Consider the following 26,042-nt stretch of genomic DNA (forward strand, 5'->3'; position numbering starts at 1 on the left):
CAGAATAATCAAAATAAAAATAAATTTTCGGTATTTTTTTTCATTTTAGGCCGTTACTAATTGGATTAAATCTGTGATTATATTACAGAGTCAGGCCCAGATTTAGTGATCCCTATGATGGCTTGAATGGTGATCGTCTCTTTCGTAATGCCGCCTTTCATGATGCTCTTTACGATAGCCTATCAGGAAAACAAAACATAGTGAGATTATCAAAAAAATGAGAGCCACAATATAAATTGCCCTTTTCCTGAGACCAGAGGTGCTAAAAACAGAGGTACTCTTTGGAATATAAGATTTTTTGAATTTAAACCGGAAATAATGATTATAATTCCAATAGCTTTCTGTAGCCTTAGCAAGCGAATCCAAAACCGGCATTATCTTTTCGGGCAAGATTTTCCGCTTCATGTCGTTGGAGATTTTAAGCTTGGTACTGGTTTCGCGTCTATCATAAATATCATGTTTTTCCGTTGTAATTTTATCGCTTGATAACTTTATCTTTTCTTCATTTACGTTTTTTCCGGCTTTACAATCATGAAGTGAAAGTGTGGGGCAGTAATATCTCGTCTGGTCCCATTTCGGAAGTTGCTTTAAATTAGCAATAAATTGTCGTTTATCCAAGCTGGATTGATCGGTTTGCCATGATCCTATGAATAAAATATCTTCTAAAACAATACAATCACCACTTTGTGCGGTATTTGGGCCTGCATATGTTTTCCAAAAAATTTTACCATCTGTTTTCTTAGTTATTTGATATCGCTCAAGCCTGAAAGTAAGATTTTCTTTCATACTATCGGCAGAAATATTATTCAAACTCTGATCGGAATTTTCAGAATATAGTTCACCTTTTTTATTGATACCCCGATCGAACGTCCATAATATCATTTCTTCTTTAGCAACTTTCTTGCCGGTATCACATTTGCATACTTCAACGTTATCACAATAATATTTCGTCTTAAGCCAATCAGGAAATCGTTTGAGTTGATCCATAAACTCTAATTTCAAAAAGCCGTCGCGCTGGTTTTCAGGTGGACCAATAAACAGGATAATACCCTTCTTAAAGCATATTCCTTCCTGTAGCGCACCTAAGCCGAAATGGGCTTCCCATCTCAACTCACCACTTCTGGATTCAATGATTTTGTAATTACCCAATTTATAAATACTTACATTCATTTTTTCCCAACGACAAAGTGCATAAACAAATTTATAATCATCATTATATCTTGCCAAGCAACAGGATTTATTTTGGAATATTTACATTATCATCATCATAGATTCCTTTTTCAGCAGTTGTATGGCAGGCTATACAGTCGGATATTGAGCCGATAGATTTTCGCTTAAACACATCCATACTGATTTCATGGTGTTTTCTCTGAATATATAAAATATCTGTGATCCTTTGTGGTGTTTGGTTGCCTATGCATTTCATAATCTTTGCAGATATTTTTGAAGATGAATGATCTGCTGCATTGGCTTTAAGATATTTTGCAATTGCATCTTTTGCGTCAGGATCAAGATCGATAGCCTCCCCAAAATGGTCTTCAGAGCTGTTTAGAATTTTATCCCATGAACCGGATGGTAATAGTTCCGGCTGATACGCGAAATGGCAGGCTCCGCAACTTTCTTTGTATGTTGGGTTATTAACTGCCACCAGATTGTCTTTACCGGCATGCTCAGAATGATTTCGCTCCCTTTTTCGGTGTTGCCTCTTTCCTCTATGATCGTCGTCATCAGCAAAGGCGGTAGAAAAGACCCCGTTTGCCATAAGTAAAAATGCCAATAAAAAAATAATCCATTTATGCATTCTGTTCATAAATTAGCTCCTTTCTAAGATGTGTGTTATTCAAATAAATTAATTAACATACCGGCATCCTAATATATACATTTAACAGTTAACATCTATGGTTAACACAGGTATTATTAAGATTTTAATAAAAGCAGAATCAGCATACAAACTAGTTGTGTATAAAATTAAGTAGATATTTTTTAGATCAACAGAGAATGGAAAGGTTTTGCAAATAAATGGGTGGTGATACGATAGTTTTAAAGGTATAAAATGAGTCAAAGTCCTCAATGGCATGATAAATTGAAGTATAATCTAAATGAGAAAACAGGATGAACTCAGCATAAAAGATTTTTATATTAAACATCTGGGTTTTTGTGTTGGGTGCTTTGAGCATTTGCCCATTTTCCAGATTACAACTCTTGCACAGGTTGCCCATGCATCGCATGTGAAACAGAATATTTGTCTTTTTCTTCGATACAGGGGAAAAACCATTAAAGCAGGTATTCCCGCAGAAACAGGCATCTGCATATACGCTGCTTGTGCAAAAAATCAGTAGCAGGAATAAGGTTGTTAATATCCTATTTAATTTGAGATTTTCCATAATGACTATACCATCATGCCCATAACTTTTATTATGTTTAAAAAACATTACCTCAACCGGCAGTTATGTTGCAATAAAAATATTTTGTGTTTGCTGGAGTCTTATGGCAATTGCTGTAACTGTAATATGTTAAAACAAAATTCCCATTGACCATAAACCGGCTTTAATCTATATAGTAATAATAATCGCTATATTATTTGTTAAAATATATAAAAAGGAAAAAACTATGGGAAGAGTTCTGATTGTTGATGATGAAGAAGAAATACGTAGTATTCTTGCTGAGTTTTTAACCACTATGAACTTTGAGGTAGTTACTGCTATTGATGGGCATGATGCTTTATACAACCTTCAGAAAAGCAATTTTGATTTGGTAATATCAGATCTTGTTATGCCGAATATGGATGGATTAGAACTTCTGAAAAAAGTTTTAGACATTGATGATAAAATAGTTTTTGTCATGATTACCGGGCATCCTACCGTTAAAACAGCTGTAGAAGCTATAAAAGCTGGGGCTTACGATTATATTACTAAACCTTTCCGGTTTGATGATGTTCAGCTTAGAATCAATAGAGCATTTGAAAAAAAAGTATTGAGCGACCGTTTAAAAAATTCCAAAGGTATCACTTGGGCTTTGCTTCTTTCAATACCCATATGGTTAATCTTGGGGATACTTTTAGCATCCTTCCTGCGATAACAAATGCTGAAATTATTCGAATCTGACACGAGTTATGAGGTGACCTGGAAGATGAATAAAATATGAGTTACTCAAAGCTTTTTATAATTTATACTGTTCTTTTAAAAAATTTCTCAAGTTCCTTTATTGAGAATTTTATCCATGTGGGGCGACCATGTGGGCAGTAAGACGGCATTTTGCAATCATCTAACTGATCTAATAACGCGCTTATTTCCTTATCGGAAAGATTTTGGCTGGCTCTTATTGCACCATGGCATGCTATAAGTTTTATAAGCTCATCCGATGTTTTTTCAACTCCGGGGGCAAAACCTGTTTCAATTAATTTTTCTACTGTTTCAATGATAATGGTTTTAACATCTTTATCTGCAATAAAAGCCGGTACGGACTTTACGGCAAAAGCATTACCTCCGAATGGTTCCACCTCGAATCCGGCCTTTTGGAAATCCGGCAACAATTTTTCAAAAACCGTTGTTTCTCTATACCCAAATTCTATAACTTCCGGAACAAGAAGAATCTGTACGGAATATCTGAATGAATCAGCACTTTTTTGAATCTGTTCATAAAGGATGCGTTCATGGGCGGCATGCTGATCTATAAGAAATAATCCTTCAGCCGATTCACAGATTATATATGTTTCGTGAAGCTGCCCTAATACTCTTAAATCTTTAAATTGCTTCTTTTCCCAAAGCTTTTCCTGGAAATCGGAGCTAAGCTTTTGTTTGCTGTTTTCTACATGAGGCGTAATATCTTTTACTTTCAAATCAGGGGCAGCTTTGCTTTGAACAGAAACCTCTTTTGCGGCAGGCTGATAAAAATTCTTGGGTTCAAAAACGCTTGCCGGTTCAGCTTTTTGATCTTTTAGTATAAAATCTGTGTTGTGTTTTTTAAAAGGGTCCAACAGATCCAGCGTTTCTTTTACCGCGTTTTTAACAGCTTCATGAATTTTATTTTGGTCTGAAAAGCGGACTTCATTTTTTGCAGGATGAACGTTAACATCAACTTCATTATAGGCAACGTTTAAGAAGATAACCGCAACAGGAAACTCTCCTTTGATCAGTCTTGATGCATATCCTTCAATGAGGGCATGCTGAACCACCCGATCACGCACAAGCCGGCCGTTAACATATATGTATATCCCGCGGGTCGTACGTTTTTTTACCATCGGAGAAGATATCCAGCCTTTAACAGATATATCCCCATTTGAAAAACCAAGTCTGTATAAATTGCTTTTTGTTTCTTTCCCTAGTATCTCTTCTATTCTTACTGTAGAATCAGTTGATGAAAGCAGATTATAAAGAGTTTTTCCATTATGAAGAAGTTTAAAGTGAATATCCGGATGGGCAAGCGCCATAGTAGAAATTACATCTGTGATATGCCCCATTTCAGTTTCTATTGATTTTAAAAATTTTCGTCGTACCGGGGTATTAAAAAAAATATCCTTAACCGAAATCATTGTACCTTCGGGAGAGCCTTTATCCTTTACAGATATTAGTTTGCCGCCTTCTATTTTTATCTCAATGCCGGTATCGGATTTTTCATTTTGAGTTACAAGTGAAAAACGTGAAATAGAAGCAATGCTTGGAAGTGCTTCGCCCCTGAATCCAAAAGTATTTATTGAAAAAAGATCCTCATCATTTTCTATTTTGCTGGTGGCGTACCTTTCAATTGATAGCAGGGCATCATCTTTTACCATACCCGTGCCGTTATCCGAAACCCTTATGAGAGATTTCCCTCCTTTTTCAATTTCAACAAGAATACGTGAACTTTTGGCATCAAGAGCATTTTCAACAAGCTCTTTTACGACTGAAGCCGGACGTTCAACTATTTCACCTGCGGCGATTTTGTTTGAAATATTTTCAGGAAGTATTCTTATTGGCATATAGATTATAAAGGGTACCAGGATTCGAGGGTTCCAGGGTTTATTTTCTTCTCATTTGGGGGTAATCCCTATTTATTCTGTAAAAAATTAGAAAGATATTCCGTATCGATGGGAGTAAGATCAAACTTCAGGCATGCTTCTTCAACAAGTTTTGCCCGACTTTTTCCCGTCTCGTATTTTAAAGTTTCCGAAATCCACTTTACTGCTTTTCTTAAATTTTCGCCTTCCGGCTGTATGCTCATAATTTATTCCCTTTCACACTTTTACTATTCAATCTTTGGTTTTCGTTTATGAAAGTCAGTTGCCTGTTCGAAATTATAGGCAGTTTTTAAAAGTACTTCTTCGTTAAAATGCTTCCCCAATATCTGCAACCCTATAGGCAGACCGCCTGACGAAAATCCACAAGGAACGGATATGCCGGGTATCCCGGAAAGGTTTGCAGAAAGCGTAAAAATATCTGAAAGATACATTGTAAGCGGGTCTTCCGTTTTTTCTCCTATCTTAAATGCGGGAGTTGGCGCTACAGGAGAAAGAATTACGTCGCAAATCTCAAATGCCTTATTAAAATCTTCGGTGATCAGAGTACGTACCTGGGATGCTTTTTTATAGTAAGCATCATAGTATCCTGCCGACAGACAATATGTTCCGATAATTATACGACGCTTTACCTCCGGCCCGAAACCTGTTGATCGTGTATTTTTATACATCTCAATGAGATTTTTTGCATCTTGATCTCTGAACCCATATTTTACACCATCAAAACGGGCAAGATTGGAGCTTGCCTCTGAAGGGGCAATAACATAATAAGCCGGTACTGCATAGTCGGTATTGGGGAGCGAAACATCAACACATTGAGCGCCAAGGTTTTCAAGTACCTTTCTTGCGTTTGTTATTGCTTCTGATACTTCCGGATCAAGACCTTTTACTGTGTTATATTCTTTCGGTATTCCTATTTTTATACCGTTTAAGCCTTCGTTTAAAAATGAAGGGTAATCCGGAACATCTTTTGGAACGGATGTTGAATCCGAAGGGTCATAACCTGAAATTACTCCGGCAAGAATGGCGCAATCAGTAACATCTTTTGTAACAGGGCCAATTTGATCAAGTGAAGACGCAAAAGCAATCAGCCCGAAGCGTGAAACCCTTCCATATGTCGGCTTCATCCCCACAACACCGCAGTGTGAGGCAGGCTGACGAATAGATCCGCCCGTATCCGAGCCAAGAGAACCTATGCACATATCAGCAGCAACAGCAGCGGCTGATCCCCCGCTGGAACCTCCGGGAATTCTGCTCAAGTCCCATGGATTCCGGGTAAGCTTGATGCCTGAGTTTTCATTCGATGAACCCATGGCGAACTCATCCATATTTGATTTTCCTACTATTACTGCTCCGGCTTTCTTAAGCATGGATATAACTGTAGCATCATAAGGCGGGATAAAATTATCCAGAATTTTAGAAGCACATGTTGTGCGTATTTTTTTTGTGCAGATAAGATCTTTTACAGCTATAGGGATGCCGGTAAGTTTTGCTATATTGCCTTTTGATATAGCTTCATCTGCAAGCTTTGCTTCTTTAATTGCAGAATCCGAGGCTATGGTAATATATGCTCCGACTTTTTCATCAACTTCAGCAATCCGGCCAAGAACCGCTTTTGTGAGCTCCATAGAAGATATCTCTTTGCTCTTTAACAGATCATGCGCTTTTTTTATGGTTAATTCGTGCAGTTTCATTTTGGCTATCCCACTACTTTCGGAACTAAAAAATTTCCGTTTTCTTTTTCAGGAGCATTTTCCAATAGCGCATCCCTTTCAATGTTTTGCTTTATTTCGTCATCTCTGAAAGCATTTGTCAGATTAATCGCATGAGAAGTAGGCGGCACACCCTCAGTATTTATATTATTAAGTGTTTCAATATATTTTAATATGTCATCAATCTGAGCAACGAATTTTTGAATGGATTCTTCATCCATATCAAGACGGGCAAGATTAGCCACATGTATAATATCATCTCTGGTTATTTTCATAATATTTAACTCATTTTGTTACAATTATTCCATTAAATTTATCTTTTTTCAGTTTGATAAGGATAGTTTCAGCCCTTGCTCTATCGCCAAACTCGCCGATCCTTACTCTGTGCCACATCCCTCTTCCTTTAATTTCTGCCGAAGATCTGTATGCCGAATAACCTTTTTGGGTGAGCTCTCCAACCATTTTCTCTGCATTTTCTTGATCTTTAACTGAAGCAACCTGAATTGTAAAAACCTGCCCGGCAGCCTTCAAAGGCACAGAAGGCTCATTAGTAATGACTTTTTTTTCGGTCTTTGCAGATTCCGGCTCTTTTGGAGAAGAATCTATACGTTCCTGGCCTGAGGAAGGAATTGCATCCCGTTTCGGAACAGCTTTTATTTTAATGCTTTCCGGCAATTCCTTTGTGCTGCTCAGATCCTCATAAAAATCCAGATCCTGTTTGCCGGAAGAAGTAAGTCTGTCCATTAAAACATTGATCTTTGTCATTACTTCTTCTTTTTCCTTGGCAATGGTGTCTTTAACCTCTACTATGATATCTTTTTTCATATTCTTTATATCAAATTGTATAGGCGCAGTTCCTCTTCCAACCATAATACCCAGTATAAACATCCATCCGAAAATAATAAGAAAAATAACAAACCACTTTATTGTTTTTTTACGAGTCAGGATAAGATAAGGGCTTTTTTCATCGGTAAACTTTTTTGTTTTTTCTTCCATAAATTGATCCCTCCATAAAAAGTAACTTTTCAAATGTCTTTATGCTTACATGCCAAGTATTTTTACATTATTTCAGGAGCGCTTACCCCAAGCAGACCAAGACCGTTTCTTATTACTTTTTTTATTGCAAACACAAGGAATAACCTGTTTCTTGCTATAACCGGATCATCAGAAAGAACTCTGTGTTTATTATAATAGCTATGAAAGGAGGCAGCAAGATTCATAAGATAATATGTTATGCGGTGCGGCTCAAGGAGCTCTGCGCTTGATCTCACAACCTCCGGATAGGCGGATAATGTTTTTAAAATCTGGATTTCTTCCGATTCCTTTAAACTAAATACATGCTTGTCATCCCATTTAAGCTCATTTATTCCAAGCTCATCCGCCTTTCTTAATATACTTGAAATTCTTGCATGCACATATTGAACATAATATACAGGATTTTCGTTTGACTTTTTCTTTGCAAGTTCCAAATCAAAATCAAGATGACTCTCAAAATGGCGAGTTAAAAATATAAATCTGGCTGCATCAGATCCTACCTCTTTGATTACGTCTTCCAGAGTAACAAACTCGCCGGATCTTGTTGACATAGCAACTGGTTCGCCATTTCGTAAAAGATTTACAAGCTGGATCAAAATTACATTGAACTGTTCCTTTTGTCGTCCCGAAGCTTCGATTGAAGCGCAAATACGCTGAATATACCCATGGTGGTCGGCACCCCATACATCTATTATGCGTTCAAATCCGCGTTCAAATTTATCCATATGATAAGCAATGTCTGATGCAAAATATGTGGTAAGGCCATTGTTTCTTATAGTAACACGATCTTTTTCATCCCCGTATTCCGATGTTTTAAACCAGAAGGCCCCATCTTTTTCATAGATAATTTTTTTGTTTTTAAAATCTTCTATTATGGAATTAACTTTTCCTGAATCAAAAAGACTTTGTTCGCTATACCAGTTGTCAAATTTTACACCAAAAAGATCAAGGTCATTTTTTATACCGGCGAGTATATCGTCAGCCGCAAAATGCGCACAAAACATTATTGCTTTATCTTCGGGTTCATCAAGCAGGCTGGTTGGTTGTTCCTGTTTCATTTTCAGGGCTATATCCCGAATATAATCTCCCTGGTAGCAATCATCGGGGAAATCAACTTTTTCATTATGCAATTCTTTGTATCTCAAATAGACAGAACGCCCAAGAGTGTTAATCTGTCTCCCGGAATCGTTGATATAATATTCCCGCTCGACATTGTAGCCGCAAAACAAAAGAATATTTGCGATACTGTCTCCCACAGCGGCCCCTCTTCCGTGCCCTACATGAAGAGGTCCGGTCGGATTTGCACTTACAAACTCAACCTGAACTTTTTTGTTTTTTCCTATATCACAGGAACCGTATTTTTCATCTTTTTCGTAAATTATCTGCAAAACAGAATGCCACGCGCAGGGATTTATAAAGAAGTTTATAAAACCCGGTCCTGCGATTTCAATTTTTTCAATAACACTTTTTGTGTTTTCCATTTCACCTGAAATAACTTCAGCGATTTTCCTTGGAGACATTTTTTGTGTAGAAGCCATAACCATTGCAAAATTTGATGAAAAATCGCCATGTGCAGAAATTTTCGGTTCTTCGATAGTAACGGATGGGAAGTTATTCGAACTTAGTTTGTTTTTATCGAAAGCTTTTTTTGCAGCAGAAAGTATAAGATCAGAAAGTATATGTTTCATTTATAATTTATTTTGCCTTTTTAAATAGAGAGTGCCCTTACAGATGAAAACTAAAGCAAAGGTGTTTTATTTTTTAAGCTATAGTTTAATTCATAGATTTATTCAATTAATATTTCAACTTTATTCTATTTATCCGTTCATATGTTAAGTAATTTTTTATAGCATTAATGGGGACTTGCATGGATTTTTATATGCCATGTTTTGGCTTGACATATACGATGATTTGGGATACGCCTATCAGTCAAAGATTTAATCTGGAGTAATAATTGGTAATCTGTTATCCGTTGTATTGATGCGGAGAGCTTCAAAACATTTAAGTATAAGGAGCAAAGAAATGGTAGGGATAACGTCTTACGGGAGCTACGTCCCCCTTTGGAGAATGGGCGGTAAGGCAATGGGCATGAGAACTGAAAGAGCCATTGCCTGTTTCGACGAGGACAGTTTAACGATGGCAGTAGCGGCCGGGGAAAATTGTCTGAAAGGCTCCGACAGAGCCTCAATTGAAAAAGTCTTTTTTGCCTCAACAACCTTTCCTTACAAGGAAAAACAAGCTGCGACCGTTATAGCTGCTGCCTGTGATCTTCCGCAAGGAATTGGTACTGTCGATATTGCAAATTCCCTGAAAGGGGGAACATCAGCACTTTTGTCAGCGTTTGACGCTGTTGCTGCAAAAAGTGTGAAAAAAGCTTTGGTTGTTGCAGCCGATACTCGGATAGGGCTTCCTATGGAGCAACATGAGCGCATATTTGGTGATGGAGCGGCAGCGTTTGTAATAGGTGACACTGATGTGGCTGCCGAAATAGAGGCGAGCTATTCGGTTTCATGCGATATACTTGATATATGGCGTACCCAGGATGATAAATTTGTTCGATTCTGGGAAGCTCGTTTCGGTCTAACAGAGGGCTATAATAAAATTGCCCCTCAGGCAGTTGCTGGTCTTCTGAAAAAAACTAATCTTCAACCTTCCGATTTTACAAAAATAGTATTTTATACACCGGATCCTAAAAGCTCGGCAAAGCTGGCAAAAAAACTCGGTTTTGACCCTGCTACCCAGCTTCAGAATCCAATGCTTGACGTTCTTGGTAATACAGGAACATCTTTTGCTCTTATTCAGCTTGCAGCAGCGCTTGATGAAGCTAAGCCCGGAGACAGGATACTTGTTCTTGGTTATGGAGACGGGGCTGATGCCATAGCACTTAAGGTAACCGATCAGATTGATAAAATAAGAAATAAAAATGGTGTAAAAGCACATCTTGAATCCAAAAAGATGATTCCTGCATACACCACTTATCTTATATGGCGCGGGCTTCTCAACCCTGAACATGAGAAGATTTATTACTCAAATTACCAGGAAAACACTGCTGTTCCTGCATTGTACCGTGAACGCAGCAGGATTATGAGGCTTTGCGGAAGCAAATGTAAGCCATGTGGGGTTGTTCAGTTTCCTCCCGAGCGGGTCTGCGTAAAGTGTGGTTCCGTGGATCAATATGATGAAGTAAAATTATCCGATAAAAAGGCCACAGTATATACTTATTCGATGGATTTTATGAGTATGGTTGATCAACCGTGCGTTTTGCCAGTTGTCGATTTTGAAGGCGGCGGCAGAGCGGAAGTATATATGACGGATAAAGATGTTAAAGAAGTCAAGGTGGGGATGGAAGTTGAGATGACCTTCCGGAAGATATTCTTTGATGAGGGGATTTATCACTATTATTGGAAAGCCATGCCTGTGCGGTTTTTGTAACAAAATATATTAGGGAGGAATAAATATGGAAGGAATCAAAGATAAAGTCGCTATTATAGGTATGGGCTGCACCAAGTTTGGGGAGCTTTGGGACAAGAGCCCGGACGACCTGGTGCTTGAATCCTGTATGGAAGCGATTGAAGATGCCGGAATCGATAAAAAGGAAATACAGGCAGGTTGGCTCGGAACAGTGACTACGGGAAATTCAGGGACTATACTTACCCGTCCTTTGAAATTGGACTATGTGCCTGTTACCCGCGTGGAGAATGTTTGTTGCAGTGGAACCGAAGCCATAAGAAATGCTGCTTACGGAGTTGCATCAGGAGCATATGATATTGTTTTAGCATGCGGTTTGGAGAAATTAAAGGACCATAATTCAGGCTTTAACTGGGCTCGTATGCCTCCTGATTACAGCAGGGTAGATGTAAGGACAGCGCCAGCACAGTTCTTTGCCAAATTAGCCACAAGATATTTTCATCATCATGGGCTCAGCCTGGAGGAAGGTAAAACACTGCTCGCCAGAATAGCGGTTAAGAATCATCACAACGGAACGATGAGTCCAAATGCTCATCTTAGAAACGAAATAACCATTGAGACAGTATTAAAGTCCCCTATGATAGCATATCCGTTGAGTCTATATGATGCCTGCGGCATAAGCGATGGTGGATCTGCTGCTATCCTTACAACACCTGAGATAGCAAAGAGTCTCAAAAAAGATTATATATTAATAAAAGGGTTTGGGGTAAGCAGCGGCAGCGGTCAACCGTTTCTTTCAACTGATTATGACTTCTTGCACATGGAAGAAAATCTCAGAGCAGCTGCGGCCGCATATAAAGAAGCAGGCATAAAAGATCCCCATGAAGAGATAGATATTGCTGAAGTACATGATTGTTTTACTATTCATGAGCTATTTATTTATGAAGACCTTGGGTTAAGCCATAAGGGAGAAGGAAAAAAAGATGTTGAGGAAGGCCGTTTTGCATTAGATGGGGCTTTGCCTGTAAATACCGATGGCGGTCTCAAATGCTTCGGGCATCCTCTTGGGGCAAGCGGTATAAGAATGGTTTATGAGTTATACAATCAGCTTCTGGAGAAGGCCGGCCCGCGTCAGGTAAAAAATGCCAGAATAGCATTAAGCCATAATTTGGGGGGCGTACCCGGATCAAATTGCGCTGTGGCTATTTTTGGTCGTAACAATTGATGAGCTTTTGATAAAGCCGCCACAACATGTTTTTAAAAATTAAGGAATCTGACCTTTTATTACTTAAAAGTCAGATTCCTTTAATATTAAAGCTAAATAATTACTTGTTGCAAATTTTTTTTATAGATGATAATTATATAAAAAAATAAATAGTCGAAAAGGGGAAGATATACTGTCATCCCGGGGGAGATAGGCAGATTTAAAATTCGACAAAAGCAGTTTCAGGATGCGTATCTTTACTGGCTGTTGCTGAATAATAATTTCAGTGCATCCTCCTTAATAAATTCCTAAGAAATAACTTGACATAGCTTCCAAGATGAGGATATGGAATCACGTCTATTATTTTATCAGAAAATTTTTACATTATCACCTTGCTTAATATTAAACAAAAAATTTCTTAAAAGAAGCAGTCCATAATACTTATGGATCTTAAATATATATAGAACATCTTCTTGAAAATGTTTATACCCGAAATTTACGATAACAAAAAAATCGTTAGAAGTGTTTTGTTTCAAATGGCAGCGATTATGCCATCTTAATATATTTCTATAAGCTGTAGCCTTCTAAATATGTGTGCTTACAAAAAAAACTGCTCTTTTAAAAGCATTGCTTAATAGGCTCTTTTGTTAAGGCTGGCCAGGGTCAAAAGAACATTGTGTATTTTGCTAGTTATTTTGTAATTATATTAAGGTAATATAAAATAACACCTACTTGTTGTATCCTTAATTAGATACGGTTCCTTTTTTACTTCTCTATATCAAAATACCAAATGTTCTATGTTTAGATGTTTGTGCTGCTTTTGCTATGCTGTTCAGTTGACACTAGTAACCAATTTCAGTTTTTTTGGTAACAAACTTAAAATAATCGATTTAAAATTTCCAGACTTTTGAGAAATCAGCATATTTTAGTACTACGATTATTAAGAGTAGTATTGTAATTTTTGTGAAGTATTGTCTGAATATCTGGTGATTATTACATGGGTTACTATCGGAATTTCGGTGATTTTTATGGTGGTTAGTATGAAGATTTCAATAATACTAAAGTTTTGGGGGGTTGAAAAATGGTAGAAGAGAAACAAGACAATATATGGAAAAAACTTATTCAATTTCAACTCAGGTACAAGTTTCCGATTTTAGCTGCTGTTGTGCTTATAACAGCTTTTTTTATTTATCAGATTGCCTTTAGAGTCACAATAACAACAGACTTTTTTGAGCTTTACCCGCCAAAACATCCTTATATTCAACTTTATAAAGAATACCGCAGCATGTTCGGAACTGCAAATGTAATGAGCATGGTTTTAGAGGTAAAAGACGGGGATATTTATAATCCAAAAACAATTAAAAAAATTGACCACATAACCAAACAAATTCTTTCAGTAAAAGGGGTGGATCCCTTGCAGGTCATGTCTCTGACCCATCCAAGATTAAAAAACTTTGGTGTGGGCAGTAATGCTATTTCTATTGGATCTATAGTGAAGGTTTTGCCTGAAAGTCCGGAAGATTTAAGAGCCATTAAAGAAAAGATTTACAGCAATGAGGGAATCCGTGGCGTGTATGTTACCATGGATGATAAGGCTACATTGATTAACGCCGGGTTTTGGGAAGAAGGCCTTGATCTTAAGAATCTTTACAATGAAATGCAAAGAATAAAAAGCGAATCTGAAGATGCCAACCACAAGCTTTATATTACAGGCTATCCCATGCTTTATGCCTGGATAGCAAGCTTTACTCCCAAGCTATATTTGATCTTCATTTTTACAGGCTTGATTCTGATGACAATGCTTATATATTATTTCAGAACCATAATAGGTGTAGTGATACCCATTATATCCGGTTTGTTAAGCGCTATATGGGGGCTGGGTTTTGCCGGTGTGATGGGATATAATATTGATCCGCTTATATTGGTTATTCCCATGCTGCTTTCCGCAAGAGCTATAAGCCATTCCGTACAGTGCCTGGAACGTTATCATGAGGATTATTTACTTTATGGCGACAAGGAAACAGCTATAATTAAGTCTTATGCCTATCTGTATAAACCTGCAATCGTATCTATCGTTACTGACGGTTTAGGAGTTCTCACCATTGTCGTATGCACCATACCTCTTATGCAAAAGCTTGGTATTATCGGAAGTTTTTGGATTATAAGTATTTATATAAGTGTTGTCCTTCTTAATCCCATACTGGTTACTTTCTTTCCCTCTCCGAAAACAAATGTGAAATCTCAACAGCCCGTGCTTGAGAATGGTAATAATTCTGATGGTGTCCGGCAAGCCGGTGGAAGCCGATCCGGAGATGCGGCATATCTCGTAGCCTGTAAGTTTTGTACCTCTTTTTCCGTTTCCTGGAAAAAATGGGCCAGTGTAATTTTTATGCTGGTGGTCATCGTTGTCGGAGGAATCATAGCAACTATTCACATTAAAGTAGGAGATACAAGCGCCGGAAAAGCTATTTTGTATGACGATCATCCGTACAATGTTGCGGCAAAGAAAGTAAATACTCAGTTTATTGGCGCAAACCAAATGGTAGTCGTTGCCGAAGGCAAGAAAAAAGGAGCAATTGCAAGTGCCAAAGCTATGAAAACACTTGAAGATATGGGAGTTTATGCCGTTTCAAACGTACCCACAGCCGGTGGGGCTCTTACGATTGCCGATATGACTAAAATGGTTTTCAAGGTGTTTCATGACGGCTACCCGAAGTGGTTGCTTTTGCCGGAAGATCCTAACCATATCGAACAGGTTTTCCGACTTGTGGGCGGTTCATCAACTGGCGGAGAAATGGATAAATACATATCAAGAGATTATACCAACGCCACAGTAATTATCTTCTTTCGTGATTATAACAACAAAAGTATAAAGAATACAATTTCCATTCTTAACAAGTATATTACTGAACATCCGGTGGAACAGGTCAACTTCCGGTTAGCCGGCGGCATTTTAGGCATTCTTGCAGCAGTGAATGAAGAGGTTGAGTATTCATATTGGGTAAGCATGATTGCTATTTTTTTACTGACTTTTATTCTTTGCAGTTTGACTTACAGATCATTTACCGCTGCATTGATTCTTATTCTGCCTTTAGCCTGTTCCCAGGTTTTATGCGACTGGTTTATGCTTGCAATGAATATTGACCTTAATATCAGTTCATTGCCCGTAGCCGCTGTAGGAGTAGGTGTTGGAGTCGATTATGGCCTCTACATTCTAAGCAGGCTTGCGGAGGAATACCGCTGGCAGGGAGACTATGAGGCAGCTCTTTTCACAGCTATTAATACCACCGGAAAAGCTGTTATTTTTACAGCAACCTCTCTTATCGGAGGAATAGTCCTCTGGATTTTTTCGGATATGAAATTTCAATCCGAGATGGGAATGCTGCTATGCTTTCTCATGTTTTTCAACATGCTTGGTGCTCTAATCTTTATACCAGCTATGGTTGCAGTTATAGGCCCGGAGAGAACCATAAAAAAATATAAAGTCGATTAAATCTACAAGGCGAAAAAAGGGAGAAGAAAATATCATGAATAAGGTAAGAAATTTCATTACTCCAATATTACTATTAACTGCGCTATTATACCTTTTCCCGGATAGTGTTTTTGCTGAAAGAAAGGCCGGAGTTGGCGTCCCACACATACTTTCTGAATGTTTTATTGATGCAAAAGAAGGTTTTGCTGCCGGACTCAGAGGAACTATCTTTCACACAGAAAATGGTGGCATGAATTGGGAAAAGCAGGAAATTTCCACAGATACTCCCCTTTTATCCATATCATTCTGTAATTCCAAAACCGGGTGGGTAGGCGGCAAATCCGGAGCTATTTTTAAAACGGAAGACGGAGGAAAGATCTGGGCAAAACAATCTTTACCTAAAAAAAGGCATGTTTTTGCTGTAAAAGCCCTAACTCCTCAAAAATGCTGGGCAGTTGGCGATTGGGGGGCTATTTTTTACACACAAGACGGAGGAAAAACCTGGGAAGATAAAACACTGCCTGAAGATTTGATACTTTACAGTATTGATTTCAAGGGGGAAGATACCGGATGGATTGCAGGTGAGTATGGTACGATATTGCATACGGTTGATGGCGGTATCAACTGGACTAACCAAACGTCAGGTACAATAAATTCACTTTTTGATATTTCATTTTCCTCACAACAACAGGGTGTGGCTGTTGGCTTGAGTAATACTATTTTAAGAACTGAGGACGGGGGCAGTACGTGGCAAAATATTAAAATAGACGCATTGAGTATGCAAGAAAATACTCGATCACTGTATAGTGTTAAATTAAGGGATAATAATGGGATTGCAGTAGGTGACCGAGGCTGGATTATTACAAGCAATGATAGTGGCAAAACATGGAAAGTCTTGCCTGTACCACTAGATGTAAGTCTTTTCTGGTTTGCTGATGTTGAATTGCTTGATGGCGCAAATGCTATTATGCTGGGAATGCGATCCGTATGTATCATGATAGAAGATAATCAAATGAAGTTAATGGGGTTTATGCCCAATATTATTCCTATTAAAAAGTAGAATATCGACCGCTATCATTTCATAAACTATAGCACCCGGCTGTAAATATTTTCGCTGAAACGCCAGCGCCCAAATCACAAGGTGATAGACCTTTGAAAATGTCTTTCGAAGACGCATTAAAAGCATTAATCTTTTTTTACATAGAAAGAGCATACTTTGGGCCGTCATCTTGTTTAAGTTTTTAAATAAGATGACTTTGTTCGATAAAATATCACTCCTAAAGATGGCATAGAGAAAAGCAGTTTTTTTGAGGCAATCAATAATATGGGGCTGAAACAACTGCAATATATCCATAAAATATTTTGTATCGAAGCATCTAATACTTTCCCAAATCGGCGTCCTGACTTGGGAGAACATATAGTTTTTGATGGTTCGCTAATCGATGTCGTGCCTTCAATGGCCTGGGCGGATTGTCGGAAAAACTCAAAAAAAGACAAAATCCTTCCCGGCTTTAACATAAAAAAAAGAATTCCTTCAAAAATTTATTTTACTAACGGCAATGGAGCTGAAAGACCTTCCTTCAGTCAGATACTTTCTCCTGACCAAACAGGTGTAAGTGATTGTGGTTATCAGAAACATGCCGGATTCGATTCTCTCCAGGCCGAAGGCAAGAGTTTTGTGATTCGGATTAAGGCTGATACGATCAAAACCCTGATTCATAAATAGGATGATATAAATGCCGACAGCATTGTTTTTGCCTGATGTAAACATCACCTGCGGGTTTACTATCTCATTGCAAGAAGCCAGTATGGACTAATGGTGAATATTCTCAGAACCTATCTTGCTCCTTGCTGTTTATTGCTACCTAACGCATGGAAAGCGGGTCAGCATCAAAAGAGTACGGTAATTACGAATACGAGCTTTGTGATTCCGAAAGTTCTGCAGATTCTTATTTTTTCAAAGAACAAAAACACTTTCGGTGATAAGCAAAAACCTAACCGGACATCAGTGAATTTAAAAAAAGAAAGGAGGTGCAAAGAGTTTCAACTAACTGAATAATAAATTTATTTAAGAAACTTAAATTTAAGGAGGAAAGGTATGAGAAAGAGAAGATGGGGTGAAACAGGCTTATGTTTTTTAGTCGCACTGGCAATATTGGCATTTTTCTCTCCAATTGCTGTGGCTCAAGTAACTAGTAGCTTTCATGGTTATCTGGAATCTAATTTTGTTGTGCGCGATGTAAATGGTATGCAGTACGGTTTTTTTGACGAAGCCTATGGAGTACAACAGAGAAATACATTAAAGTTTGATGTTGACGTTGATCCTGATATGGATCTGGGCCCTTTTAGAGTTGAAAAAGTCCATTTAACCTTCAGGGGTGCTTATGATTCAATTTTTGATCTTGCTGCGCACAGATATAATATTACAGAAGATTTAGGTGCTTCCAGATTCGATTATGGCGAAGAAGACATCCGCTTTGAGTCTGATTTAAGAGAAGCTTTTATTGATGTTGCCTATAAAGGCGGGATGGGCAACAGGGCTTTCATAAGAGCAGGAAGACAGATAGTTTCCTGGGGCGAAGGTCAGCTTGAAACCCTTAATGATGTTATCAACCCCCCCGACCAGTCTTACCAGATGTTTTTCCAGAATCCTGATGATGTAAAAACCCCCCTCTGGATGGGCCGGTTAAATTTCGATTTGCCGCGTTTTGCAAGAACCAGTATTAATTTTGATTTATTGTGGGTTCCTGATATCAGGCCTACCCAGCTTGCACCAATGGATAGTGTGACCGGAGAGCCAGGTGGAATGGAGTCACCTTATATGAGTCCTTTGCCATATGCTTTTTTAGGTCAAAAAGTGCAACAAGCTGGAACTTATTTTTACAGTGATACAAGTACTCCTTTTTATACGGGAGGATCTCCTGATGCTTATCTGAATTTCCTAGATAGTATGGTACCAGGAACAAAAGCAGCCCTGTTAGCACCGACAACAATTCTTAATGGAGCAACAATGAGGCAGGATGTTCCCACCAACAATAATGAATACGGTGGAAAAGTATCGGCACAGATCGGAGACAGATTCAGTCTTTCCCTGCTTTATTTCAGGGATGTGGTCAATGAAGGTGGTATGGACATTAAATGGAATGAGGCCATTTTGCCAGGTGGTGCCATGCCTGCAAGTATTGACTCGGTTACAATTACCCATAATAAACAGCATGTTTATGGCGGTTATTTCAGTTACCAAATGCTTTTGGGTCGCTTTGAGGCTGTTATAAGAGGTGAGGTTTCACATTACACCAAATATCCTATAGCATCGTTTAATAAAGCATTTACTGTTAATGGGGTTGAGCTTTCGACCATGTCGCCAGTTTGGAATGGTAATGAATATCAATCTAATGGGGATGGAACAGGAATATCTCATGCATATGTTTATAAACCGGTCACAAAGACAATGCTTGCGATTGACAAAGATCTGCGTTTAAAATGGATTTCTCCTCATGATCTTACAAGAGTCACTTTTGAGTGGTTGCATACTACCATAAATGAATGGCATGGCAGTGACGGACTGGATCAAGCACAAATAGGTGTATTAAATGCTGATCGTGAAAACATCCGGGAACAGGATAGCTTCTATCTTCAGGTAATGACAAACTGGTGGGCCAGCAAACTTGCTCCAATGGTTGTTGTAGCCTGCACCCCCGGAAAACATGGAGAGGGTACAACATGGATGCTGCGTCCTTCCATTAAATGGACTATAACTCCAAACTTTTATACCGAAGCAGTACTTCAGGCCTTTATGGGAGACGATTGGGCAAGTTACGGATTCGGCAGATTTGTAAAGAAAGCGAGTGAGGCATCCATTAAAGTAGGATATGAATGGTAACCCTTTTGTTTTATTGATTGAGGATCGTATTAGCTGTTGTTAAAGCGTTGTCAGGCAAGACATGAAATAACAATTGGATTTTATTAATAAAACCAAAGGAGGAAAAAGTGAGAATAAAATTAATACGAATCACTAAGTACTTGGGTTTATCGCTGCTTTCTTTGTTTGTTCTTCTCCTGGAAATCGGAAGTTCCTTACAGGCTATGGATTTACCAAAAACCATAGATAAAACTAACTGTTCTCAATATAAAGACATTCTGCTTCCTGCTATGTACCGGGCTATTGACAGGGGCGACTATATTGTTACACCGGGAAAAATCAATTTCGAATATAAACATACCAACAGCTTTTTAGCTGCCAGCGCAAAGAATGGAGGGAAATTTGATATAACTCCTGATGGAGATTTGATTGATAAACGCACCGGGAAATACCCGGAAAATGTTTACGGTTTTCCTTTTCCCAACATTGATTTAAAAGATCCGAAGGCCGGGGCAAAGATAATATATAACTTCAATTTCCAGAGGTACCGTTTTTTGGCCACAAGAGAGGGAATCCGTGTTATGTGGATAGACAAAAATGGGGAAGAACGTTATATTCAAGGCTTGGATTCCCGCCTTTATATGAATGGCCGCCCGCCCGGTCAGGAACTAAACAATCCGGACAAGGTTCTGACTTACGAATTTCAAAGAGTTTTGGAACCGATGGGTATGAAAGGGACCAACACATTGGGCTACATTTATATGGATCAAAGGCAGGATAGCAATTATGCCTATGTTCCAGCCATCCGAAGGATTCGGCAAACCGGCTCAACAACGAGGTCCGACCCTTATATGGGTTCTGATTCATGGCTGGATACAAATTACGGGTGGGGTGGGAAAGACAGAACCATGAAATGGAAGTATGTTGGTGAGAAAACAATACTTGTTTCTTTTACCAGTTCCGATATGATCCCAATGCAGGAATTTCCTGATGGAAGTACGCACAGGGCGTTTCCCTATACCGGAACTCACTTACAATTCGGCTTTGACGATCCAAACTGGAAAGGAGCCACCTGGGCACCTCAAAATATTATCTATGTTCCAAGAAAAGTATGGATTGTTGAACAGATGCCTAAAGATCCGTATTATAATTGGGGGCTGCACGTAAATTATATTGATCAGGAAACTTATGTCACATGGTACAAGGAGGTATATGAAAAATCAGGAGATTTCCGTACATGGATTACTTTACCAATGCACTACAGTGAAAGCCCTAGCGGTAAAAACAATGTAGGGGATCATGATGCTATGCTTTATATAGATGAAAAAGCGCGTCATGCTACAAGTGTAAACCGATCAGCACATCCGGAAGAATTCCTGTATATGCCTGCTTCAAAACTGGACCCTAGCTTTTTTAGCGTGAATAATTTTTTGTTGTTGTCTAAATAACAACCCTCCATATTGCTCATCGGGAAAGTGCTATCACTTTCCCGATGTTCTAAAGAGATTATCTAAAAAATAAACAGGCCAAAGGCTATATGCTTTTGGCCTGTTTATTTTTTAGTAGTTGTAAAATTTATGTTTGGAATTTAACTTCTGATTCTCTTTTTCAATTCTTTGATAAGCGCCATGCACAACTGATTTGTATCGGCAACAATAGCTACATCCGCCTTTTTCATCATGGTTGCATTGGGATTTTTATTTACAGCTATAATAAGCCCGGCATCCCGTATGGCAGCTGTATGCTGGATTGCACCACTGACTCCGAAAGAAAAAAGAACATCGGGGTTAATATGTTTTCCGGCCTGGCCTACCAGAAGTTCGGGATCTGCCCAGTCTGAATAAACTACAGGACGGGTGGCACCCACTTCTCCACCTAAAAGCCTTGCCAGTTCAAAAAGTTTTTTAAATCTGTTTTTACCTCCCATGCCCCGCCCGCCGCACACAACAACGTCTGCCTCTTCTATCCTCTGACCGCGATGCGGTTTTCTTTGATATTGAACAATCCTCAATCTCTCTTTTGGCAGATCTTTTGGCAGAGGCAGCTTTATCACTTCACCTTTGCGTTCATAATCATGTGGAATTTCCTGAAACATGCCTGGCCGCACCGTTGCCATTTGCGGCCGTTTTTCGGGTGTAATAATTTCGGCCAGCAGATTGCCTCCGAAAGCTGGAGCTGTTTGTACCAGAATTCCCTGATCATCTATGTCCAGGCCCACGCAATCAGCAGTCAGCCCTGTCCCAAGGCGTTTTGCTATTCGTGGCGCAAATTCTCTTCCAAAAGTTGTGGCTCCTACCAGTATAATATCCGGTTCATACTCTCTGGCCAGTCTTTCCATAAGAGAGATATAAATTTCCATGCTGTATTTTTTTAAAGAGTTGTGCTCAATCACATATACTTTATGGGCTCCGTGGGCAATATATTCACTCACATACTCATCCAGATTATGGCCGAATATAACCGCACAAACTGAAGCTCCGGTTTTGGCAGCAAGATCTCCTGCTCTTGAAAGAAGCTGCAAAGTAACTCTTGTTTGAAAATAGTTTCTGTAATCACCAAAAACCCAAATATCCTTTACTTTTGCTGTTTGTGCTTTCTTCTTCATTTTTCCTGCTCGTATGCTTTCAAATCTTTTTTAATTGCACCACCGATTTTTCGTCCGAATTTGTCTAAAAGTTCTTCAGCTATTTTTTTTGCTGGACCTTTCATCTCAATATTCTTTTTCTCAGAACATGGTGAATAGACTTTCAATATTCTTGTGGGAGAATCTTTTGTACCAATAATATTAAGCTTAAGATCATCAGCATCTAATGTAATAATATCGCATTTGTCGTAAGCATCCTGAATCCCAGATAGTGGTACATAACGCGGCTGGTAGTGGCTGGTAGTCACTGTAACCAAACCAGGCAGATCCATTTCCATTGTTTCAAGAAAATTATCGGACAAACGCTTCATGCGAAGAATATTTTCCTTAAGTTCAAGCCACTCAACATAAGCCGCGCCAGGGATTTTCAGTTCCTCGGCAAGTTGAGGCCCAACCTGCGCAGTCTCACTATCGCTTGTATGGCAACCGCACAGGATAATATCGAAATTCGAACACTCTTTTTCAATAGCACGAGCCAGGATAAAAGATGTCATGAAGGTGTCGGCTCCTGCCAAACGCTTGTCAGTAAGCAGTATGCAGCGATCAGCACCAATTGCCATGGCTTCTCTGAGTACTTCTTCCGCCATCGGAGGGCCCATTGTAATAGCAGTTATATGACCGCCATGTAAATCTTTTAAGCGCAATGCCGCTTCAAGAGCATGATGGCAGGCCGGATTCATCATGCCTTCCGCCAGATCTCTCTTCAAGGTACCTGTACGCGGATCCCAATTTAGTTCCGATACCATAGGCACCTGTTTTATGCATACAATCAATTTTAACATTTTCTTCTCTACGTTGGTTTTGAAAGCAAAGAACGCGCTATTACCATGCGCTGCACTTCGCTGGTTCCTTCATAAATCTCAGTAACTTTTGCATCCCTGAAATAGCGTTCCACATCATATTCTTTACTGTAACCATATCCGCCATGAATCTGGACAGCAAGGCCGGTTACACGTGAAGCCAGCGTACTGCAATATAATTTAGCCATTGCAGCTTCTGCACCAAAAGCCTTTCCTGAATCTTTAAAAACACAGGCTCTGTATAAGAGTAAACGGGCGGCATCAATTTCGGTTGCCATGTCCGCAAGATAATTTTGAATAGTCTGGAAATTACTTAACGGTTTTTTAAATTGTTGCCGTTCTTTTGAATATTTAAGAGCATCATCAAAAGCTGCCTGTGCTATGCCCAAAGCCTGGGCGGCGATGCCTATACGGCCTGAATCAAGTGTAGAAAGTCCGATCTTCAGACCATCTCCTTTGCGTCCGAGCAAATTGCTTTTTGGAACCCGGCAATCCTCAAAAAACAGAGAAGAAACAGGATTAGCCCGCATACCGCACAAGTCTTCAATTTCTCCTACAAAAAATCCGGGCGTATTTTTTTCTGCTATTAGCACGCTGCTTGTACTGCGCTGATTTTCCGAATCGGTTATAGCGAAAATAAGAGCTGAACCGCAGATTCCACCATTTGTAACAAATATTTTGGTGCCGTTAATAACATAATCATCGCCGTCTTCAACTGCAGTGGTTTCAACTCCACCTGCATCAGAACCTGCGTTTGCTTCGGTAAGGCAAAAAGCACCAATTATTTCTCCGCTTGCAAGTGGCGGTAAAAATTTTTCTTTTTGTTCTTTGGTTCCAAATTGTGCAATGGGATTAGTTCCCACACTGTTATGAACAGTTATGCAAAGCCCCATGGCAGCACAAACACGTGATATCTCCTCGATAACAATTGCATAACTGATACTGTCCATCTCGGCTCCACCGTATTTTCTTGGAACCTGAAGGCCGAAAAAATTTAATGCCCGCATTTTTTCGACTACTTCCACTGGGAAACGCGCATTCTGATCAATTTCATGAGCAATAGGGCCAAGTTCTGTCTCAACAAATTTGCTCACGGTTTTACGCACAGTTTTATGTTTTAAACAGGGATTAAAATTCAAAATACCCTCCGATTTTTCCCCGGCTATGCCAATTGCTATAAAACCAGGATTGATCACTTACACAAATACAAACAACAATTATGTTTTAAAAAAATATACCCTAAAACTACAAAACAGCCAATAGTGCTGCTGATAAAAAATTGTTTAGTTAACTTAAAAGCTGCAAAAAATCAAGCCCCATTATAAACTCTGCGTTAAGAGTCTATAATATTTCAACTATTTCAAATTCCTGTAAATGATATTCATGTTCCGGATATATTACAATTTGTCTTCCTATCATTTTTTCAAGTGAGCTTATAAGATGGCTTTCTTCCACATGAAGAAGCTCTGCTATTTCCGGGTGAACATGTAAAGCAACTTTGCTGCCGGCCATATCAAGAGATTCCCTTTGAATTTCTCTGTAAATATTATAACAAATAGTTTGCTTGGATAAAAGCTTCCCTTCTCCCTCACAGTAGAAACAAGGTTCGGAAAGAGCCTGTATCAATGGGGATCTAATCCTTTTTCTTGTCATTTGTATTAATCCCATTTCCGAAATAGGCAAAATATTCGTTTTGCTTTTATCTTTAGATAGAGCCTCCTTAAAAGCGTTAAATACTTTTTCCTGGTTTTGCTTTTTTTCCATGTCGATAAAATCAATTATTATTATACCACCTATATCCCTTAAACGTATCTGGTAAGCAATTTCTTTTACAGCTTCAAGGTTGGTCTTTAATATAGTTTCTTCCAGATTATGTTTTCCTACATAACGACCTGTGTTTACGTCAATTGCAACAAGGGCTTCCGTATGCTCAATTACTATATAACCACCGGATTTTAACCAGATCTTTCTTCTTATGGCACGTGAAATATCCCCTTCAAGATTATATGCATCAAAAATAGGCTCATGACCTTCATAAAGCTCTACCGAACTTTTTAGGCTAGGCATGAAAGTATCAAGGAATGAAAGAACCGATTCATAATCGGGACGTGAATCAATTATCATTTTTTCCGCTTCGTGCATCAGAAGATCTCTGGCGGCGCGCAGGCAAACTGTAAGTTCCTTGTGAAGCAATGACGGGGCTGAAGTCTTTTGGTATTTTTCCTGAACATTCTTCCATATGTTAATAAGAAAGCTCATTTCATTTAGAAGACTTTCTTCCTGAATTCCTTCAGCAGCAGTTCTTACAATATATCCGAAATGATCTTTTCTTAAAGAAATAACCATTTCTTTCAAACGGGTTCTTTCCGTTTCATTCTCTATACGCCTGGATATCCCGATATGATCCGAATTCGGCATAAGTACTAAAAATCTTCCCGGAAGTGTTGCGTAGGAAGTAGCACGCGCGCCTTTGGTGCCGATAGGCGGCTTCGCAACCTGGGCCAGCACTTCCTGGCCTTCAGTAATTAGATCTCCAATTTTAATATCATGATTTTTCTTAAAAGGATGAGCTGATTCATGGTGCAAATTTGCGTTGTCTTCTGTTTGTAATTCATCGGAATTAAAAGGGTTAAGCTCATCGAAACTATTCACATTCAGATCATCGACATATATAAAAGCAGCCTGGTTAATGCCTATATCGATAAAAGCAGCCTGCATTCCCGGCAACACTCTTTGCACTCTTCCTTTATAAATGTTTCCGGCTATATCGGAAATGTTTCCCCGTTCAATAAAAAATTCCGCAATGGTTCCGTCTTCAAGAAGGGCTACCCTTGTTTCATGCTCACAGACATTTACAACAATCTTCTTATACATAATAACCCACCCTTTTTGTTAGCTTCATATAATTTTGT

General features: G+C 38.9%; 21 protein-coding genes. 9 read left to right on the forward strand and 12 right to left on the reverse strand.

Annotation, left to right across the window (positions count from 1 at the left end; genetic code table 11):
* Nucleotides 1–102: 102 nt before the first annotated feature.
* A complete protein-coding gene (locus KKC46_16640) occupies nucleotides 103–1,170 on the reverse strand; it encodes a hypothetical protein (protein ID MBU1055428.1) in 1,068 nt (355 codons plus the stop codon).
* 67 nt (nucleotides 1,171–1,237) lie between these two features.
* On the reverse strand, nucleotides 1,238–1,810 hold the full coding sequence (locus tag KKC46_16645) for a diheme cytochrome c (protein MBU1055429.1): 573 nt from the start codon (nucleotides 1,808–1,810) through the stop codon (nucleotides 1,238–1,240).
* 289 nt (nucleotides 1,811–2,099) lie between these two features.
* Here KKC46_16645 and KKC46_16650 point away from each other — a divergent pair, with 289 nt between their 5' ends.
* Nucleotides 2,100–2,339, forward strand: coding sequence for a hypothetical protein (locus tag KKC46_16650; GenBank protein ID MBU1055430.1), 240 nt, complete (start codon nucleotides 2,100–2,102; stop codon nucleotides 2,337–2,339).
* Nucleotides 2,340–2,610: 271 nt separating this feature from the next.
* Nucleotides 2,611–3,078 (forward strand): response regulator, encoded by a 468-nt coding sequence (locus tag KKC46_16655; GenBank protein MBU1055431.1) that lies wholly within the window; start codon nucleotides 2,611–2,613, stop codon nucleotides 3,076–3,078.
* A gap of 88 nt (nucleotides 3,079–3,166) precedes the next feature.
* On the opposite strand, the gene mutL is transcribed toward KKC46_16655, so the two are convergent.
* From mutL to KKC46_16685, 6 genes are all read right to left on the reverse strand, one after another.
* Nucleotides 3,167–4,957, reverse strand: a complete 1,791-nt coding sequence (gene mutL / locus KKC46_16660) for a DNA mismatch repair endonuclease MutL (GenBank protein MBU1055432.1) — start codon at nucleotides 4,955–4,957, stop codon at nucleotides 3,167–3,169.
* Nucleotides 4,958–5,025: 68 nt separating this feature from the next.
* On the reverse strand, nucleotides 5,026–5,199 hold the full coding sequence (locus tag KKC46_16665; GenBank protein ID MBU1055433.1) for a hypothetical protein: 174 nt from the start codon (nucleotides 5,197–5,199) through the stop codon (nucleotides 5,026–5,028).
* Nucleotides 5,200–5,223: 24 nt separating this feature from the next.
* Nucleotides 5,224–6,687 carry an Asp-tRNA(Asn)/Glu-tRNA(Gln) amidotransferase subunit GatA gene (gene gatA, locus KKC46_16670; protein MBU1055434.1) on the reverse strand — a complete coding sequence of 488 codons (1,464 nt, stop codon included), beginning with the start codon at nucleotides 6,685–6,687 and terminating at the stop codon, nucleotides 5,224–5,226.
* Nucleotides 6,688–6,692: 5 nt separating this feature from the next.
* Complete coding sequence (gene gatC, locus KKC46_16675; protein ID MBU1055435.1) at nucleotides 6,693–6,980, reverse strand: Asp-tRNA(Asn)/Glu-tRNA(Gln) amidotransferase subunit GatC; 288 nt, start codon at nucleotides 6,978–6,980, stop codon at nucleotides 6,693–6,695.
* Nucleotides 6,981–6,990: 10 nt separating this feature from the next.
* Nucleotides 6,991–7,701 (reverse strand): SPOR domain-containing protein, encoded by a 711-nt coding sequence (locus KKC46_16680; GenBank protein ID MBU1055436.1) that lies wholly within the window; start codon nucleotides 7,699–7,701, stop codon nucleotides 6,991–6,993.
* A 62-nt stretch (nucleotides 7,702–7,763) separates the two neighbouring features.
* Nucleotides 7,764–9,428 carry an arginine--tRNA ligase gene (locus KKC46_16685; GenBank protein ID MBU1055437.1) on the reverse strand — a complete coding sequence of 555 codons (1,665 nt, stop codon included), beginning with the start codon at nucleotides 9,426–9,428 and terminating at the stop codon, nucleotides 7,764–7,766.
* A gap of 334 nt (nucleotides 9,429–9,762) precedes the next feature.
* Between KKC46_16685 and KKC46_16690 the strand changes: the two genes are divergently transcribed.
* The 7 genes from KKC46_16690 to KKC46_16720 all read left to right on the forward strand — a co-directional run bounded on the left by KKC46_16690 (nucleotide 9,763) and on the right by KKC46_16720 (nucleotide 21,134).
* On the forward strand, nucleotides 9,763–11,172 hold the full coding sequence (locus KKC46_16690; GenBank protein ID MBU1055438.1) for an OB-fold domain-containing protein: 1,410 nt from the start codon (nucleotides 9,763–9,765) through the stop codon (nucleotides 11,170–11,172).
* A 25-nt stretch (nucleotides 11,173–11,197) separates the two neighbouring features.
* Nucleotides 11,198–12,373, forward strand: a complete 1,176-nt coding sequence (locus tag KKC46_16695; GenBank protein MBU1055439.1) for an acetyl-CoA acetyltransferase — start codon at nucleotides 11,198–11,200, stop codon at nucleotides 12,371–12,373.
* A gap of 1,060 nt (nucleotides 12,374–13,433) precedes the next feature.
* Nucleotides 13,434–15,845: an MMPL family transporter gene (locus KKC46_16700; protein MBU1055440.1), complete on the forward strand. Its 2,412-nt coding sequence runs from the start codon at nucleotides 13,434–13,436 to the stop codon at nucleotides 15,843–15,845.
* A gap of 34 nt (nucleotides 15,846–15,879) precedes the next feature.
* On the forward strand, nucleotides 15,880–16,884 hold the full coding sequence (locus KKC46_16705) for a hypothetical protein (protein MBU1055441.1): 1,005 nt from the start codon (nucleotides 15,880–15,882) through the stop codon (nucleotides 16,882–16,884).
* Between the two features lie 264 nt (nucleotides 16,885–17,148).
* The gene (locus tag KKC46_16710) at nucleotides 17,149–17,550 is read left to right on the forward strand and encodes a hypothetical protein (GenBank protein ID MBU1055442.1); all 402 of its coding nucleotides are present in this window, start codon (nucleotides 17,149–17,151) and stop codon (nucleotides 17,548–17,550) included.
* A gap of 372 nt (nucleotides 17,551–17,922) precedes the next feature.
* Nucleotides 17,923–19,707 (forward strand): hypothetical protein, encoded by a 1,785-nt coding sequence (locus KKC46_16715; GenBank protein MBU1055443.1) that lies wholly within the window; start codon nucleotides 17,923–17,925, stop codon nucleotides 19,705–19,707.
* A gap of 107 nt (nucleotides 19,708–19,814) precedes the next feature.
* Nucleotides 19,815–21,134 carry a DUF1329 domain-containing protein gene (locus tag KKC46_16720; GenBank protein MBU1055444.1) on the forward strand — a complete coding sequence of 440 codons (1,320 nt, stop codon included), beginning with the start codon at nucleotides 19,815–19,817 and terminating at the stop codon, nucleotides 21,132–21,134.
* A 140-nt stretch (nucleotides 21,135–21,274) separates the two neighbouring features.
* Here the strand turns inward: KKC46_16720 and KKC46_16725 are convergent, their stop codons facing one another.
* The 4 genes from KKC46_16725 to KKC46_16740 form a co-directional block, all read right to left on the reverse strand.
* A complete protein-coding gene (locus tag KKC46_16725; protein MBU1055445.1) occupies nucleotides 21,275–22,291 on the reverse strand; it encodes an electron transfer flavoprotein subunit alpha/FixB family protein in 1,017 nt (338 codons plus the stop codon).
* A complete protein-coding gene (locus KKC46_16730) occupies nucleotides 22,288–23,112 on the reverse strand; it encodes an electron transfer flavoprotein subunit beta/FixA family protein (GenBank protein MBU1055446.1) in 825 nt (274 codons plus the stop codon). The genes KKC46_16725 and KKC46_16730 overlap by 4 nt, the downstream gene beginning before the upstream one ends.
* A gap of 8 nt (nucleotides 23,113–23,120) precedes the next feature.
* Nucleotides 23,121–24,269 carry an acyl-CoA dehydrogenase family protein gene (locus KKC46_16735; protein MBU1055447.1) on the reverse strand — a complete coding sequence of 383 codons (1,149 nt, stop codon included), beginning with the start codon at nucleotides 24,267–24,269 and terminating at the stop codon, nucleotides 23,121–23,123.
* A gap of 202 nt (nucleotides 24,270–24,471) precedes the next feature.
* Entirely contained in the window at nucleotides 24,472–26,004 is a 1,533-nt protein-coding gene (locus KKC46_16740; protein ID MBU1055448.1) for an Rne/Rng family ribonuclease, read from the reverse strand.
* Between the last annotated feature and the right edge of the window lie 38 nt (nucleotides 26,005–26,042).

This window comes from Pseudomonadota bacterium, assembly GCA_018817425.1.
In the GTDB taxonomy this organism is placed as follows: Bacteria; Desulfobacterota; Desulfobacteria; order Desulfobacterales; family RPRI01; genus RPRI01.